The sequence below is a fragment of the Blastococcus sp. KM273128 genome (genome assembly GCF_021698975.1).
Lineage (GTDB): Bacteria > Actinomycetota > Actinomycetes > Mycobacteriales > Geodermatophilaceae > Blastococcus.
Genome location: NZ_SSXA01000039.1, coordinates 20,611 through 36,774, shown reverse-complemented (window position 1 = coordinate 36,774; position 16,164 = coordinate 20,611). Strand labels below are relative to the sequence as shown.

Sequence of the window (16,164 nt, the reverse complement as noted above, 5' to 3'; positions counted from 1 at the left end):
GATGGTACTGCCCTGGAGACGGGGTGGGAGAGTAGGACGCCGCCGGACAACCATTCACGAAGGGCCCCAGCCACCAGGCTGGGGCCCTTCGTCGTCCCCCGGACCCGCTCAGCGCCGGCGGTTCTCCTTGGTCGTGGCTCCGACGTTGTCGGCGAGCCAGGCGTTCAGCGAGCGGAGGTCGCGCCACGCGTCCCGCACGCGTTCCAGGGCCTCCGGCGTGTGCAGCCAGTCCTCCGGGGTCCAGCGGCGCGCGCCGTGCAGCGTCTTGTGCTTGAGCAGGTCCAGGCGAGGGTCGTCGGCGGAGAAGCCGGCGGGCACGCGCACCAGGCGCTCGCCCTCGATCTCCCAACCCGCCGCGCGCAGGCGGGTGATCTCCTGCTGGAGGCGCTCGCCCTGCACCGGATCGGCCACCGCCCGTCGGTACCTCGCCACCTGGTCGGACTCCAGACGCCAGGCGCCCCCCGCCACCGTGAGCCCGTCCGCGGAGATCTGCACGTACCAGGCGCCCGCGCCGCGCCCGTCCGGGTTGACCACCGCGCCCTGGTGCGTCTTGTACGGGGTCTTGTCGTTGCTGAAGCGGACGTCGCGGTACGGCCGGAAGAGCTTCGCGGTGCCGAACTCCGGTGCCAGCGCCTCGGCCAGCGCCGCCATGGGGGCGCGGACGTGGGCCTCGTAGGTGGCGCGGTGCGCCGTCCAGTAGGCCTTGCTGTTGTCCGCCTCCAGCCCCTCGTAGAAGACCAGCCCCGCGTCCGGGAAACCGTCGAACGTCATCGGTCCGCGTCCTCCTCGGCCAGCTCGACGTGCCACCGCAGCTCCCGCAGGGGCGCGGCTCCCGTGTCCAGGGTTCGTGCCCAGCCGTCGGGAGCCCAGCCCGCGGACTCGTAGAACCCGGCGGACGCCCGGTCCGATTCCGCCAGCCAGACCTCGAGCCGGGTCGTGCCCTCGGCGGAGCTGAGGTCGGTGACCGCGGCGAGCAGCCGGCTGCCGTGGCCCCGACGACCCCAGCGCGGCTCGACCAGCAGCGTGCTGATCTCGGCGGCGTCGGGGCCGGTCGCGACCGCCGCGAAGCCCACCACCTGGTCCCGCTCGACGGCCACGAGGACCCGGTGGCCGGGCGACGGCGGAGCCGTGACAGCCGCCAGCCAGGAGTCCGCGACCGCGGCCTCGTCCCACCCGTCGAGCACCGCGGCGGGGAGGACGTCGCGGTAGGCGGTCCGCCAGGTGACCCCTTGGACGCGGGCGATGGCGGCGGTGTCCTCCTGTCGGGCCGGGCGCACCGACACGTCCGCCGAACCCGTGAAGCGGGGGAAGGGGAGCGAACTCACCCGGGCAGCGTAGGGGGAACGGCCGGGGCGGCGGGTGTCGTACCGGGCGGGCAGGATCTCCGGTCGTGACGCCCGTCGAACGGTTGCCCGCCGCGCTGGCCCGGCGCATCGCCCTGGCCGCCCAGGGCTTCGCCGAGCCCCGGCCGGCGACCCCCGTGGGCACGCGGCAGCTGCGCCGGCTCACCGAGCGGCTGGCCGTCGTCCAGATCGACTCGGTCAACGTCGTGTCGCGCTCGCACTACCTGCCCGCCTTCAGCCGGCTGGGGCCCTACCCGCGCGAGGCGCTGGACGCGCTGGCCGACCGGCGGCACGATCTGTTCGAGTACTGGGCGCACGAGGCGTCCTTCCTGCCCGTCCGGCTGCACCCCTTCCTGCGCTGGCGCATGGCGGCCGTTCAGCAGGAGGCCTGGGGCAGCATGACCAGGGTGCACCGGGAGCGGCCGGAGTACGTGGCCTCGTTGCTCGAGCGGGTGCGCCGCGACGGTCCCCTCCGGGCCGGGGAGCTGCAGGAGGAGCGGCCGAACCGGCCCGGCAGCATGTGGAACTGGCACGCGGGCAAGGCGGCGCTGGAGTACCTCTTCTTCACCGGCGCCCTCACCGCGTCGCGCCGGACGGCGGGGTTCGAGCGCGTCTACGACCTGCCGGAGCGGGTGCTGCCGGCGCACGTGTTGGACGCGCCGACCCCGGCGCGTCCGGACGCGGTGCGGGAGCTCGTCCGCACCGCGGCCCGGGCGCTCGGCGTGGCCACGGAGACCGACCTGCGCGACTACTTCCGGCTGACGCCGGCCGATGCCCGGACGGCGATCGCCGAGCTGGCCGACGCCGGTGAGCTGCTGCCGGTCGAGGTGGCCGGCTGGGGGCGCCCCGCGTGGCTCGACCCCGCGGCGCGCCGTCCCCGCTGGATCCGGGCCCGCGCGCTGCTCAGCCCCTTCGACTCCCTGGTGTGGGAGCGGTCGCGGGTCGAGCGGATCTTCGGCTTCCGCTACCGGCTGGAGATCTACACGCCGGCGCACCAGCGGGTGCACGGGTACTACGTGCTGCCGTTCCTGCTCGGTGACCGGCTGGTCGCGCGCGTGGACCTCAAGGCCGACCGGCAGGCCGGCGTCCTCCGCGTGCAGGCCGCGCACGCCGAGGAGGGAGTGGACCGCTCGCCGGTCGCGGTCGAGCTCGCCACCGAGCTGCAGCTCATGGCCCGGTGGATGGGGCTGGGTCACGTCGCCGTCGTCGAGCGGGGCGACCTCTGGGCGGACCTCAGCTGCGCCCTGGGCGCCCCGGCGTGAGCCCGGCGAGCCGGCGCACCACGGCGAGGCCGGCCGGCTCCCCGGGCCAGTGCCGCACCAGCGCCGCGTCGCCCGCCCGCCGCACCACCGACCGCAGCGCCCAGGCGACGACCACGACGTCGTCGGCGTAGCCGAGCACCGGGACGACGTCGGGCACCAGGTCGACGGGGGAGAGCAGGTAGGCCAGCAGCAGCCACAGCCGCACCCGCAGCCCCGCCGGCAGGGACCGGTCGGCGGCCAGCCGGCGCACCAGCCGGACGACGTCGGGGAGCAGCCGCAGCCCGTCCCGCACGGTCAGCCCGTCGGGGCGGCTCCGCCACAGGGCCGCCAGCAGCAGCAGCCAGACGAGCAGCAGGCCGACGCCCACGGCGAGCAGCAGGCGCCACCAGTCCACGCGCTCCAGTCTGCCCGGCCACCCGCCGTAGGCTCGACGGGTGCCAGAGATCGCGCCGCTCCGCGTCCAGGTCGTCGCGCAGACGCAGTTCACCGCCCCCGCGGACGTGCCGTGGGAGACCGACGCCGAGGGCGGGCAGGCGCTCGCCGAGTTCGCCGGGCGGGCCTGCTACGAGTCCTGGGACAAGCCCAACGCCGCGACCGCGACGAACGCCGGCTACCTGCGGCACATCCTCGAGGTCGGGCACCTCGCCGTCCTCGAGCACGGGACGGTGAGCATGTACCTCACCGGCGTCTCCCGGTCGCTCACCCACGAGCTGGTGCGCCACCGGCAGTTCTCCTACAGCCAGCTCTCCCAGCGGCACGTTCCGGAGGGCGCCGCCGTCGTCGAGCCGGCCGTCATCGCCGGGGACCCGGAGCTGCACGCGCGGTTCGTGGCGGCGGCCGACGCCGCCGCGACCGCCTACGCCGAGCTGCTCGAGGGGCTGGAGCGGCGGCTGGCCGACGTGCCCAACGCCACGCTGCGCCGCCGGCAGGCCCGCCAGGCCGCCCGGTCGGTGCTGCCCAACGCGACCGAGTCGCGCATCGTCGTCACCGGCAACTACCGGGCGTGGCGGCACTTCGTCGCCATGCGGGCCAGCGAGCACGCCGACGTCGAGCTCCGCGAGCTGGCGATCGCCTGCCTGCGCGAGCTGCAGCGGGTGGCCGGCAACGTCTTCGGCGACTTCCGGATCAGCCGGCTGGCCGACGGCACCGAGGTCGCCGCGAGCCCCTTCGTCACCGAGGGCTGAGTCCCGCGCGACGGCTGGGGCAGCAGGTGCCCGGCGCCTCCGCGCCGTCGGCCGGCCGCCGTACGCTCGGGCCGTGGCAGCCCCGATCGACACCCAGTACGAGGACCTCCTGCGGCGCATCCTGGCGCAGGGCACGCCGAAGGACGACCGGACCGGGACGGGCACGCTGAGCCTGTTCGGCGAGCGGCTGCGCTACGACCTGGCCGAGACCTTCCCGCTGGTGACGACGAAGAAGGTGCACTTCAAGTCGATCGCCGTCGAGCTGCTGTGGTTCCTCCGCGGCGAGGGCAACGTCGGCTGGCTGCGGGAGAACGGCGTCACCATCTGGGACGAGTGGGCGTCGCCCGAGGGTGAGCTCGGTCCCGTCTACGGCGTCCAGTGGCGGTCGTGGCCCACGCCCGACGGCGGCCACGTCGACCAGATCGCCCAGCTGCTGGAGACCCTGCGCACCGACCCCGACTCGCGCCGCATGATCGTCTCGGCCTGGAACGTGGCCGCGCTGCCCGAGATGGCGCTGGCCCCCTGCCACGCCTTCTTCCAGTTCTACGTGGCCGACGGCAAGCTCTCCTGCCAGCTCTACCAGCGCAGCGCCGACATGTTCCTCGGCGTGCCGTTCAACATCGCCAGCTACGCGCTGCTCACCCGCATGATCGCCGCCCAGGTGGGGCTCGCGCCCGGGGAGTTCATCTGGGTCGGCGGCGACTGCCACATCTACGCCAACCACGTCGAGCAGGTGCGCGAGCAGCTGTCGCGGGAGCCGTACCCGTTCCCGCTGCTGGACCTCGCGCCCGCGCCGTCGCTGTTCGACTACACCTTCGAGCACTTCACGGTGCGCGGCTACGAGCACCACCCCGCGATCCGGGCAGCCGTGGCGGTGTGACCGGCCCGGCCATGATCTGGGCGCAGGCCCGGGGCGGTGTCATCGGCGCCGACGGCGGCCTGCCCTGGCACCTGCCCGAGGACCTCGCGCTGTTCCGCCGGCTCACCACCGGGTCGACGGTGGTGATGGGCCGGCGTACCTGGGAGTCGCTGCCGGCGCGCTTCCGCCCGCTGCCGCACCGGGTCAACGTCGTGCTGACGTCCGACCCGGGGTGGGCGGCCGAGGGGGCCGTCGTCGCGCGCTCGGTGGACCAGGTCCTCGCGGAGCACCCGTCGGCCTGGGTGATCGGCGGGGGAGCCGTCTACGCGGCGTTCCTCCCGCACGCCGACCGGGTGGTGGTCACCGACGTCGACACCGACGTCGCGGGGGACACCTTCGCGCCGTCCCTGGACGGCGGCTGGGTGCGCACCGCGCGCACCCCGGCCGAGGGCTGGTCGGTGTCGGCATCGGGCGGGCTGCGGTTCGCGGTGTCGGAGTACGTGCGGGAACCCGTCGCCTCCGCTGGGTAGATTCACCCCATGACCTCCGACCCCGCCCGGCCGTTCGGGCGCCTCCTCACGGCGATGGTCACCCCGCTGGCCGAGGACGGGTCGATCGACCTCGCCGGGGCACAGGAGCTCGCGGCGCACCTGGTCGACCGGGGCGGCAGCGACGGGCTGGTCGTCCTCGGCACGACGGGGGAGTCCCCGACGACCAGCGACGCCGAGCAGCACGCCGTCCTCGAGGTGGTGCTGGACGCCGTCGGCGACCGGGCCACGGTCGTCGCCGGCGTCGGCACCTACGACACCGCGCACTCGATCGAGAAGGCGCGGTCGGCGGCGGGACTGGGCGTCCACGGGCTGCTGGTCGTCACCCCGTACTACAACCGCCCCCCTCAGGCCGGCCTGCTGCGCCACTTCACCTCGATCGCCGACAGCACCGACCTGCCGGTGATGCTCTACGACATCCCGATCCGCACCGCCACGCCGATCGAGGTCGACACGCTCGTGCGCGCGGCCGAGCACCCGCGGATCGTCGCGGTGAAGGACGCCAAGGGCGACCTCGGCGCCATGGCCTGGACCCTCGCGCGCACCGACCTCGCCTACTACAGCGGCGAGGACATGCTGAACCTGCCGATCCTGGCGATGGGCGGCGTCGGCATGGTCAGCGTCGTCAGCCACCTCGTCGGCCCCCGCCTGGTCGAGCTGCTGACCGCGGTCGAGGCGGGCGACCTGGTCGAGGCCAGGGCGATCAACGACAGCCTGCTCCCGGTGTACACCGGGATCTTCCGCACCCAGGGCGTCATCACGGTGAAGGCCGCGCTCAACGCGCTCGGCCTGCCGGCCGGGCCGGTCCGGCCACCGCTGGTCGACGCCACCCCCGAACAGCTCGCGCAGCTGCGCGACGACCTCGCCGCTGGAGGCGTCACCCTATGAGCGGTCAGGTCACCCAACCGCACCTCGACCTCAAGGCGCCCCCGCCGCTGCCCGAGGGCGGCCTGCGCGTCATGGCCCTGGGCGGGCTCGGCGAGATCGGCCGCAACATGGCCGTGCTGGAGTTCGACGGCAAGCTGCTGGTCATCGACTGCGGCGTCCTCTTCCCGGAGGCCGAGCAGCCCGGCGTCGACCTGATCCTCCCCGACTTCGGCGTCATCGAGCACCGGCTCGACGACGTCGCCGCCGTCGTCCTCACCCACGGGCACGAGGACCACATCGGCGCGATCCCCTACCTGCTCCGGCTGCGCGAGGACATCCCGCTGGTCGGCTCGCGGTTCACCCTGGCGCTGGTCGCGGCCAAGCTGCGCGAGCACCGGCTCAGCGCGACGCTGGTCGAGGTGGCCGCCGGCGACGACCACCTGGCCGGGCCGTTCCACTGCGAGTTCATCTCGGTGAACCACTCGATCCCCGACGCCCTGGCGGTCGCGGTGCACACCCCGGCGGGCGTGCTCGTGCACACCGGCGACTTCAAGATGGACCAGCTGCCCCTCGACGGCGTCCTCACCGACCTCGGTGCCTTCGCCCGGCTCGGGGTGGAGGGCATCGACCTGCTGCTCGCCGACTCCACCAACGCCGAGGTGCCCGGTTTCGTCACCCCGGAGCGGTCGATCGGCCCGGTGCTCGACGACGTCTTCGCCCGCGCCTCGCAGCGGCTGATCGTCTCCAGCTTCGCCAGCCACGTGCACCGCATCCAGCAGGTGCTCGACTGCGCCGACAAGCACGGCCGCAAGGTCGCCCTGGTCGGCCGCTCGATGGTGCGCAACATGGGCGTCGCCCGCGACCTCGGGCTGCTCAAGGTGGCCCCCGGGCTGATGGTGTCCCTCGACGACGCCGCCTCGATGCCGCCGCACCAGGTGGTGCTGGTCAGCACCGGGTCGCAGGGCGAGCCGCTGTCGGCGCTGGGCCGCATGGCCCGTGGCGACCACCACCAGGTGACCATCGAGGCCGGCGACACCGTCGTGCTCGCCTCCTCGCTGGTGCCCGGCAACGAGACCGCCGTCTACAAGGTCATCAACGGCCTGGCCCGGCTCGGCGCCACGGTGGTGCACAAGGAGACGGCGCGGGTGCACGTCTCCGGCCACGCCCCGGCCGGAGAGCTGCGCACGCTGCTCAACGTGGCCAAGCCGCGCTACCTGATGCCGGTGCACGGGGAGTGGCGGCACCTGCGGGCGCACGCGAAGCTCGCCGAGGAGACGGGCATGCCCACCGACCGGATCCTGCTCGCCGAGGACGGCGTCGTCGTCGACCTCGTCGACGGCAAGGCCGCCATCGTCGGATCGGTGCCCGTCGGGGACGTCTACGTCGACGGGCTGAACGTCGGTGACGTGGGCGAGGAGTCGCTGCAGGCGCGACGGATCCTCGGCGACGAGGGCTTCGTGGCCCTCACCGTGGTGATCGAGCCGTCGACCCGGACGATCGTGCGCCCGGTGCACCTGTCCACCAAGGGCTTCTCCGACGACCCGGCGGCGTTCGACGAGGTGCTCGCCCTGGTCGAGGACAACCTCAAGCGCGCCCTGGCCGACGACGAGGTCGACGCGCACCGGCTCTCGCAGATCATCCGGCGCACCGTCGGCAAGTGGGTGTCGGACAAGCACCGCCGGCGCCCGATGATCATCCCGACGGTCCTCGAGGTCTGAGCCCGGGTGGGCAGCCAGGACGTGCTCCGCGAGCCGCTGCGGGCGCAGCTGGAGGCGTTCCTCGACGAGCACCGGGAGGCGCTCCGCAGCTGCCTGGACGGGCTCACCGAGGAGGAGGCGCGGCGCTCGCTGGTGCCCTCGCTCACCACCCTGCTCGGCCTGGTCAAGCACGCTGCCTTCGTCGAGCGGGTGTGGTTCGACGAGGCGATCTCCTGCCGCTCCCGCGCGGAGATCGGCATCCCGGAGACCGTGGACGAGTCCTTCGTGCTCGGCGACGAGGACACCATCGCCTCGGTCACCCGGGCGCACCGGGAGGCCTGCGCGGCGTCCCGGCGGGCCACCGCCGACCTGGACCTCGACGACCTGGTGCACGGCAACCGGCGGGGGTCGTTGCCGCTGCGCTGGGTCTACCTGCACGTGCTCCGGGAGCTCGCCGAGCACGGCGGCCACGCCGACATCCTCCGCGAGCAGGTCATCGCCGGCCGGCTCAGCTGATCGGCACCGGGGTGATGCCCTCATCGGCGGGCAGGTCGAAACCCCACACCTGCGCGTAGAAGGACAGCTCGCCGTCCAGGGCGGCCCGGATGTTCTCGGCCTTGCGGAAGCCGTGCTGCTCGCCGGCGAAGAGCAGGTAGGTGTGCGGGACGCCCTTGGCGCGCAGCGCGGCCACGATCGCCTCGGCCTGGTCCGGGGGCACGACCGCGTCCTCGTCGCCCTGGAACACCGCCAGCGGGGTGTCGAGGGCGTCGACGTGGTTGATCGGCGAGCGCTCGTCGTAGACCGCCCGGCCCGACGGCCAGGGGGCGACCAGCCCGTCGAGGTAGCGCGACTCGAACTTGTGCGTCTCGGCGGCGAGCGCGCCGAGGTCGGCGACGCCGTAATGGCTGGCGCCGGCGGTGAAGACACCCGGGCGCATCGACAGCGCGGCCAGCGTCGTGTAGCCGCCGGCCGAGCCGCCGCGGATGGCCATGCGCGCCGGGTCGACCCGCCCGGCGTCGGCGAGGAAGCGCGCGCAGGCGACGACGTCGTCGAGGTCGACCACGCCCCACCGACCCCGGAGCGCGTCGCGGTAGCGGCGGCCGTAGCCCACCGAGCCGCGGTAGTCGACGTCCGCGACGCAGAACCCGCGGGAGGTCCAGTACTGGATCTCCAGGTTCAGCACGGGGACGGCGGCGGCGGTCGGCCCGCCGTGGACGACGACGACCAGCGGCGGGAGGCTGCCGGCGGGAGCCGTCGCCCCGGGGTTGGCCGGCGGGAAGACCAGCGCGTGGGCCTCGCCGATGCCGGTGCCGCGGTCCTCGGTCGGGAACGTGACGTGCTCGGGCCGGGAGAACCAGGCCGGGTCCAGCCCCAGCTCCCGCGCCGGCCGCAGCACCTCGGTGGCGCCGCTGCCGGCGTCCACGCGCAGCACCACCGGCTCGCTCGCCGGGCCGCCGGCGACGCAGACGACGCCGGTGCCCTGCGCCGTGACGTACCGGAAGGTGCCGTAGGGCAGGTCCAGCTCGCGCGGCTGCCCACCCGGGGTCAGCACGGCGAGGCGGTCGCGGCCCTCCCGGCCGTAGGCGAGCACCACGCGCCCGTCGTCCAGGAGCGCGTAGCGGGACTGGCCGAACAGCCACTGGGGGCCGCCGATGTCGCTCCTGACGTCGACGACGAGCCCGGGCTGCTCGTGCGGCCGCTTGCGGTGCAGCGACCAGAAGTTCGTGCGGTCGTCCAGCCACCAGAGCGCGAGGTCCTCCCCCCAGACCGGCTGGACGGCGGACTCGCCCGGCCCGCCCGCGATGACGTGCTCGGTGCCGTCGGCCGCCCGGACCACGAGCTGCGCGCTGTCCCACGGCATGTCGGGGTGGTCCCACTGCAGCCACGCGAGCGTGACGCCGTCCGGGGCGGGGCGCGGGGCCGCGACAAAGTCGGGGCCGGACACCAGCACCTCGCTGGCGCCGTCGGGCCGCACCCGCACGATCTCGTTCACCACGTCGGCCGCTGCGCCGGACGCGGCATGGGTCTCCCGCACGGCGAGCAGGCCGTCCGCGACCACCACCAGGTCGGCGTACCGGACGCCCGAAGGGATCGCCGGCTCGGGGGTCACCGCGACGGGGGCGCCGTCGCCGGGCGCCAGCCGGTACAGCCGCTGGTCCGAGAACTCCGTGAACCAGAGGACGCCCCCGGAGACTGTCCAGGCCCCGCCGCCGTACTCGTGCACCCGGGTGCGGGCGTTCCACGGGGCAGGCAGCGCGTCGGTGACCTCGCCGTCCGCGGTGCGCCGCACGAGCGCCGTGCGGCCGCCCTCGGCGGGCCGGGACTCGGCCCACCAGACGTCCGGGCCGTCCACCACCACCTCGCCGAGGCGGGCCGCGGACCGCACGACGAGCTCGGAGGTGACGGGGGTGGGCCAGCTGCCGTGGGGGAGCGGGGTGCTCATGCGTGTGACGTTATGGGACGGCGGTGAGCGGGACACGACATCCGGCCTGCCTGCCGGGGGGCCGTCACGGGATTACGGTCTGACGCATGCCTGCCCGCACCACGCCGAACCGCCGGCCGGCCGCCTCCCGCAGCCGGTCGGGCTCGACGGCGGCGAGCAAGAAGCGCCCCGCCGCCAAGCGGGCACCCAACCGGCGGCAACCGGCCCGCTCGAAGCCGTCCTCGTCGGGCGGCTCGGTCTGGCGCATCGCCAGCGGCGGCTGGAACCTGCTCGCCCGCGGCGCCGGCGGGCTGGCCCGGTCGGTCGCCCGGCCGGAGGAGGCCGAGCCGCTGGCCCCCGAGCACCGCCGCGACGGGGTCGGCCTGGCCGTCCTCGGGCTCGCGATCGTGCTCGGCGCGGCCGCCTGGAGCAACGGCATCGGACCGGTCGGCGCCGCGCTGACCGACGGCGTGCGCTGGATCATCGGCTCGCTGGTGATGGTGCTGCCCGTCGTCCTCCTCTTCGCCGCGCTGCGGCTCCTCCGGCGCGGCCCCCGCCCCGAGGCGCGCGGGCGGCTGGCGATCGGCTGGCTGTGCGCCGTCGCGTCGGTCCTCGGCATCGCCCACGTCGTCGGCACCCCGGCGGTCCCCGCGGCCGGCGAGCCGGGCTCGGGCGGGCTGGTCGGCTGGGCCGTCGGCACGCCGCTGGTCGCGGGCGTCGGGGCGGTGGTCACCGTCGTCCTGCTCGCGCTGCTGGCCTTCTTCGGGTTGCTCGTGATCACCGCGACGCCGGTGCACCAGATCCCGGAGCGGCTGCGCGAGGCCACCGACCGCCTGCTCGGCCGGGACGACGACGAGTACGACGAGGACGACTACGACGACGAGGTGGAGGAGGAGCCGGCGCCGAAGAGCCGCCGGCGCCGCTCCTCGCTGTCGGAGGACCTGCTCACCACCGGCCCTATCGACCACGGGGCCTACGCGGAGGCGCCGGAGGCCACCCGCACCACCGAGCCCGAGCACACGGTGCTGGCCGCCCCGCCGCCGCCCGTGCCGGCCGTCCGCCGGCCCGTCGAGGACCGCACCTCCCCGCCGGAGGACCTGCCGCCGATCACCGAGCCCGAGCAGCTGTCCATCCAGCCGGTCGAGGGCGACTACGTGCTGCCGGCGCTGTCCACGCTGCGGCCGGGCGACCCGCCGCGGGCGCGGTCGAAGGCCAACGACGTCGCCATCGAGGCGATCAGCGGCGTGCTCGAGCAGTTCAACATCGACGCCGCCGTCACCGGCTTCACCCGCGGCCCGACGGTCACCCGCTACGAGGTCGAGCTCGGCCAGGGCGTGAAGGTCGAGAAGATCACCGCGCTGACCAAGAACATGGCCTACGCGGTCGCGAACGACAACATCCGCATCCTGGCGCCGATCCCTGGTAAGTCCGCCGTCGGCATCGAGGTGCCCAACACCGACCGCGAGAAGGTCAGCCTCGGCGACGTGCTGCGCTCGCAGGCCGCCAAGCAGGACCCGCACCCGATGCTGGTCGGGCTGGGCAAGGACATCGAGGGCGGGTTCGTCTGCGCCAACCTGGCGAAGATGCCGCACCTGCTCGTCGCCGGCGCCACCGGTGCCGGTAAGTCCAGCTGCGTCAACTCGATCCTGACCTCGCTGCTGCTGCGGGCCACGCCCGAGCAGCTGCGGATGATCCTGGTCGACCCGAAGATGGTCGAGCTCACGCCCTACGACGGCATCCCGCACCTGATCACGCCGATCATCACCGACCCGAAGAAGGCCGCCACCGCGCTGGCCTGGCTGGTCGAGGAGATGGAGCAGCGCTACCAGGACATGCGGTCCACCGGGGTGCGGCACATCGACGACTTCAACCGCAAGGTCGAGAAGGGCGAGATCACCGCCCCGCCCGGCAGCGAGCGGGTCTACCGGCCCTACCCGTACATCCTCGCGATCGTCGACGAGCTCGCCGACCTGATGATGGTGGCCCCGCGCGACGTCGAGGAGCACATCGTCCGGATCACCCAGAAGGCGCGCGCCGCCGGCATCCACCTGATCCTCGCGACGCAGCGCCCGTCGGTCGACGTCGTCACGGGTCTGATCAAGGCCAACGTGCCCTCGCGGCTGGCGTTCTCGACCTCCAGCCTCACCGACAGCCGGGTCATCCTCGACCAGCCGGGAGCGGAGAAGCTCATCGGCATGGGTGACGCCCTCTTCATGCCGATCGGCGCGGGCAAGCCGATGCGCGTCCAGGGCGCCTTCGTCACCGACGCCGAGATCGAGGCGGTCGTCGAGTTCACCAAGCGCCAGGCCGAGCCCGAGTACCGGGAGGAGGTCTTCACCGCCGGTGGCGGCGGCGAGAAGAAGGAGATCGACGAGGACATCGGCGGTGACCTCGACCTGCTGCTCCAGGCCGTCGAGCTCATCGTCACCAGCCAGTTCGGCTCGACGTCGATGCTGCAGCGCAAGCTCCGGGTCGGCTTCGCCAAGGCCGGCCGCCTGATGGACCTGATGGAGAGCCGCGGCATCGTCGGTCCCTCCGAGGGGTCCAAGGCGCGCGACGTGCTGGTCAAGCCCGACGAGCTCGAGGCCACCCTGTTCACCCTGCGGGGCGGAGGGGACGCCTGACGGTGGGCCCCGCCGCCGGTGGCCTTCCTGCAAGGCCCCGGCCGAGCCGGGGTGACCGCCTGGAACGGCCTCCGTGCAGGTTGAAGGACCTCGTCCCGCTCCTCCCTCGCATGCTCGGGCGAGCCTCCGGACGAGGCCGGGCGAGGGTCGGGGGGCACGGAGGTCCTTCACCTACGATGGGGCGGTGACAGCCACGCCCAGCCCTGCCCGGACCGTGGCCGTGGTGACCCTCGGGTGCGCTCGCAACGAGGTCGACTCCGAGGAGCTCGCCGGCCGGCTCGCCGCCGAGGGCTACGAGCTCGTCGAGGACGCCGACGGCGCCGACGCGGTGCTCGTCAACACCTGCGGCTTCATCGAGAGCGCGAAGAAGGACTCCGTCGACGCGATCCTCGCTGCGACCGACTCCGGCGCCTCGGTCGTCGCCGTCGGCTGCATGGCCGAGCGCTACGGCACCGAGCTCGCCGACGCGCTGCCCGAGGCCACCGTCCTGGGCTTCGACGACTACGCGCAGATCGGCGGGCGTCTCGACGACGTCCTCGCCGGGCGCCCACTGGTGCCGCACACGCCGCGGGACCGGCGCACGCTGCTGCCGATCAGCCCGGTGGAGCGCTCGGCGGTCCTCGCCGGGGCCGGTGGCCGGGTCGAGGACGCCGGGCCGGCCATCCCCGGTCACGACTGGCTGCGTCGCCGTCGGCTGGCCGCCGGCCCGTCCGCCGCGATCAAGCTGGCGTCGGGCTGCGACCGGCGCTGCGCGTTCTGCGCGATCCCGACCTTCCGCGGTGCGTTCGTCTCCCGCCCGCCGGCCGAGGTGCTCTCCGAGGCCGCCTGGCTGGCCGGGCAGGGCGTCACCGAGCTGGTGCTGGTCAGCGAGAACTCGACCTCCTACGGCAAGGACCTCGGCGACCTGCGCTCGCTGGAGAAGCTGCTGCCGCAGCTGACCGCGATCGAAGGCGTCGTCCGGGTGCGGGTCGCGTACCTGCAGCCGGCCGAGCTCCGCCCGGGTCTGCTGGAGGTCATCGCCGCCACCGACGGGGTGGCGCCGTACTTCGACCTCTCCTTCCAGCACTCCTCGCCGTCGCTGCTGCGCCGCATGCGCCGCTTCGGTGGGACCGACGACTTCCTCGCGCTCATCGAGCGGGCACGTGCGCTCGCGCCGGCGGCGGGGTTCCGCACCAACGTCATCCTCGGTTTCCCGGGGGAGACCGAGGACGACGTCGCCGAGCTCGAGCGCTTCCTCGTCGAGGGCCGGCTCGACGCCGTCGGCGTCTTCGGCTACTCCGACGAGGAGGGCACCGAGGCGATCGGCCTGGACGGCAAGCTCGACCAGCACGAGATCGACGCCCGGGTCCGCCGGATCACCGACCTGGTCGAGGAGCTGACCGCCCAGCGCGCCGAGGAGCGGATCGGCGAGCAGGTCGAGGTGCTGCTCACCGAGGACCTCTCCGTGGAGGAGGGCCCCGGCACCTGGCTCGGGCACGCCGCCCACCAGGACCCCGACGCCGACGGCACGACCACGGTCAGCGGGGTCCCGGCCGGCTCGGTCCCCGGGCAGGTGGTGTCGGCCGAGGTGGTCGGCACCGAGGGGGTCGACCTGCTCGCCGTCGCCCGCGTGCCGGCCGCCACCGCGGCCGGGCGGTGACCCGGGTGACGGACGTGGCCCCGGACCCGGCAGCGACGCCGCCCCAGTCGGTGCGGCTGGTCAACGTCCCCAACGCGCTGACCGTGCTGCGGCTGGCCGTGGTCCCGGTCTTCGCCGTCCTGCTGCTGCACGACGACAGCCTGGACGACGCCAGCCGCTACTGGGCCACGCTCGTCTTCGGCCTGGCGATCCTCACCGACCGCTACGACGGCCTCATCGCCCGGCGGACCGGTCAGGTCACCGAGTTCGGCAAGCTCGCCGACCCCATCGCCGACAAGGCGCTCACCGGTACCGCGCTGATCGGGCTCTCCGTGCTGGCGTTGCTGCCCTGGTGGGTGACCGCGGTGATCCTCGTCCGCGAGGTGGGGGTCACCCTGCTGCGGTTCTGGGTGATCCGGGACGGCGTCATCGCCGCCAGCCGGGGCGGCAAGGCCAAGACCGTCCTGCAGTCGCTGGCGATCGGGTTGTACATCCTGCCGCTGAGCGGGGCCCTGGCCACCACCCGCTGGTGGGTCATGGCCGCGGCCGTGCTGCTCACCGTGGTCACCGGCCTGGACTACGTCTACCGCGCCGTCACGCTGCGGCAGACCAGCGCCCGCGCGATGCGCGCCGCCGCCGCGCGGAGGGCGGCCGGGGCCGGTCCCGGCACCCGCAGCGACAGCGCGGCCTGATGGCGGCCCCGGTGACCGGGGCGGCGCTCGAGGCGCTCGCCGGGGAGGTGCACCGGGCTCTGCTGGCCCGCGGCGCGACCGTGGCGGCCGCCGAGTCGCTCACCGCGGGGCTGCTCTGCGCCACCCTCGCCGCGGTGCCCGGCGCCAGCGCGACGCTGCGCGGAGGCGCCGTCGTCTACGCGACGGACCTGAAGACGGCGCTCGCCGGTGTGCCCGCCGGCCTGCTCGCCGCGCACGGACCGGTCAGCCCGCAGACGGCGGCGGCGCTGGCGGAGGGCATCCGCGCCCGGTGCTCGGCCACCTTCGGCCTCGGGCTCACCGGCGTCGCCGGCCCCGACCCGGTCGACGGGCACGGTCCCGGAACCGTGTACCTGGGCCTCAGCGACGGCGAGCGCACCGACGTCGTCCGGCTGGACCTGCCCGGTGACCGCGCCGCGGTGCGCGCCGGCGCGGTGGCCAGCGCGTTCACCACCCTCCGCGACCGGCTCACCGGGAACGCCGGTCGGGCGGAGGGCGTTACGCCATGAGCGGACTCGGCCCCGTCGGTGGGCCGGCGGCGCACGCGCCGCGTACCGTGAGCGCACGGTGCCCGACGGCACCGCCGCTTCCCCGCTCGCAGGACAGGAGACGGCCATGACGCTGCTGCGCACCCAGCTCGGGAACACGCTGCGCGGCCACCGGCTGCGTCAGCACCGCACGTTGCGCGACGTCTCCGGTGCCGCCCGGGTCAGCCTCGGCTACCTCTCCGAGGTGGAGCGAGGGCAGAAGGAGGCCTCCTCCGAGCTGCTCGCCTCGATCTGCGACGCCCTCGACGTGGAGCTGGCCGACCTGCTCGCCGAGGTGAGCCTCGAGCTGCGCGGTGCCACGGCAGGTGCGGACGTCCGCCCGCTGGCGAGCCCGGCCGAGGCGCCCGCCGACGGGACCGCGCCCGCGCCGCAGCCGGCCGACGCGGCCGAGCCCGCCCTGGCGCTCGTCGGCGCGGGGCAGGGGCGCACCGCCCCGCGGCGCGACGCGGTGTCGCTCGCCGCCTGACCCGCCCGCACCGGGC

The 16,164-nt window shown here is 74.5% G+C and carries 16 protein-coding genes; 12 read left to right on the top strand and 4 right to left on the bottom strand.

Features of this window, described 5'->3' with window-relative positions; genetic code table 11:
* Positions 1-108 precede the first annotated feature (108 nt).
* Positions 109-771, bottom strand: coding sequence for a DUF2461 domain-containing protein (locus E9529_RS12665; RefSeq protein WP_236831505.1), 663 nt, complete (start codon positions 769-771; stop codon positions 109-111).
* The gene (locus E9529_RS12660; protein ID WP_236831503.1) at positions 768-1,325 is read right to left on the bottom strand and encodes a GNAT family N-acetyltransferase; all 558 of its coding nucleotides are present in this window, start codon (positions 1,323-1,325) and stop codon (positions 768-770) included. Before E9529_RS12660 ends, E9529_RS12665 begins: the two co-directional genes overlap by 4 nt.
* 65 nt (positions 1,326-1,390) lie before the next feature.
* Here E9529_RS12660 and E9529_RS12655 point away from each other — a divergent pair, with 65 nt between their 5' ends.
* Entirely contained in the window at positions 1,391-2,605 is a 1,215-nt protein-coding gene (locus E9529_RS12655) for a winged helix-turn-helix domain-containing protein (protein ID WP_236831502.1), read from the top strand.
* Here E9529_RS12655 and E9529_RS12650 read toward each other — a convergent pair.
* Positions 2,577-2,999, bottom strand: coding sequence for a DUF1232 domain-containing protein (locus tag E9529_RS12650; RefSeq protein ID WP_236831501.1), 423 nt, complete (start codon positions 2,997-2,999; stop codon positions 2,577-2,579). The two genes, E9529_RS12655 and E9529_RS12650, sit on opposite strands and share 29 nt — an antisense overlap.
* A 40-nt stretch (positions 3,000-3,039) precedes the next feature.
* Here E9529_RS12650 and thyX point away from each other — a divergent pair, with 40 nt between their 5' ends.
* The 6 genes from thyX to E9529_RS12620 all read left to right on the top strand — a co-directional run bounded on the left by thyX (position 3,040) and on the right by E9529_RS12620 (position 8,276).
* The gene (gene thyX / locus E9529_RS12645; RefSeq protein WP_236831500.1) at positions 3,040-3,789 is read left to right on the top strand and encodes an FAD-dependent thymidylate synthase; all 750 of its coding nucleotides are present in this window, start codon (positions 3,040-3,042) and stop codon (positions 3,787-3,789) included.
* Positions 3,790-3,862: 73 nt separating this feature from the next.
* Positions 3,863-4,669, top strand: a complete 807-nt coding sequence (locus E9529_RS12640) for a thymidylate synthase (RefSeq protein ID WP_308195282.1) — start codon at positions 3,863-3,865, stop codon at positions 4,667-4,669.
* Positions 4,666-5,178: a dihydrofolate reductase gene (locus E9529_RS12635; RefSeq protein ID WP_308195281.1), complete on the top strand. Its 513-nt coding sequence runs from the start codon at positions 4,666-4,668 to the stop codon at positions 5,176-5,178. Before E9529_RS12640 ends, E9529_RS12635 begins: the two co-directional genes overlap by 4 nt.
* 9 nt (positions 5,179-5,187) lie before the next feature.
* Positions 5,188-6,084 (top strand): 4-hydroxy-tetrahydrodipicolinate synthase, encoded by an 897-nt coding sequence (dapA, locus tag E9529_RS12630; protein WP_236831499.1) that lies wholly within the window; start codon positions 5,188-5,190, stop codon positions 6,082-6,084.
* The gene (locus E9529_RS12625; RefSeq protein WP_236831497.1) at positions 6,081-7,781 is read left to right on the top strand and encodes a ribonuclease J; all 1,701 of its coding nucleotides are present in this window, start codon (positions 6,081-6,083) and stop codon (positions 7,779-7,781) included. The genes dapA and E9529_RS12625 overlap by 4 nt, the downstream gene beginning before the upstream one ends.
* 6 nt (positions 7,782-7,787) lie before the next feature.
* Positions 7,788-8,276, top strand: a complete 489-nt coding sequence (locus tag E9529_RS12620; protein ID WP_236831495.1) for a DinB family protein — start codon at positions 7,788-7,790, stop codon at positions 8,274-8,276.
* Here the strand turns inward: E9529_RS12620 and E9529_RS12615 are convergent.
* Positions 8,269-10,203 carry a S9 family peptidase gene (locus E9529_RS12615; protein WP_236831490.1) on the bottom strand — a complete coding sequence of 645 codons (1,935 nt, stop codon included), beginning with the start codon at positions 10,201-10,203 and terminating at the stop codon, positions 8,269-8,271. The genes E9529_RS12620 and E9529_RS12615 overlap by 8 nt on opposite strands.
* Positions 10,204-10,289: 86 nt before the next feature.
* On the opposite strand from E9529_RS12615, the gene E9529_RS12610 reads away from it, so the two are divergent.
* The 5 genes from E9529_RS12610 (at position 10,290) to E9529_RS12590 (ending at position 16,148) form a co-directional block, all read left to right on the top strand.
* Complete coding sequence (locus tag E9529_RS12610) at positions 10,290-12,806, top strand: DNA translocase FtsK (protein ID WP_236831489.1); 2,517 nt, start codon at positions 10,290-10,292, stop codon at positions 12,804-12,806.
* Positions 12,807-12,990: 184 nt separating this feature from the next.
* Positions 12,991-14,445, top strand: a complete 1,455-nt coding sequence (gene rimO / locus E9529_RS12605; protein ID WP_236831488.1) for a 30S ribosomal protein S12 methylthiotransferase RimO — start codon at positions 12,991-12,993, stop codon at positions 14,443-14,445.
* Between the two features lie 5 nt (positions 14,446-14,450).
* Entirely contained in the window at positions 14,451-15,116 is a 666-nt protein-coding gene (gene pgsA / locus E9529_RS12600; protein ID WP_236831487.1) for a CDP-diacylglycerol--glycerol-3-phosphate 3-phosphatidyltransferase, read from the top strand.
* Positions 15,116-15,643, top strand: a complete 528-nt coding sequence (locus E9529_RS12595; protein ID WP_236831486.1) for a CinA family protein — start codon at positions 15,116-15,118, stop codon at positions 15,641-15,643. The genes pgsA and E9529_RS12595 overlap by 1 nt, the downstream gene beginning before the upstream one ends.
* 106 nt (positions 15,644-15,749) lie before the next feature.
* The gene (locus E9529_RS12590; RefSeq protein WP_236831485.1) at positions 15,750-16,148 is read left to right on the top strand and encodes a helix-turn-helix domain-containing protein; all 399 of its coding nucleotides are present in this window, start codon (positions 15,750-15,752) and stop codon (positions 16,146-16,148) included.
* The last annotated feature ends 16 nt before the right edge of the window (positions 16,149-16,164 follow it).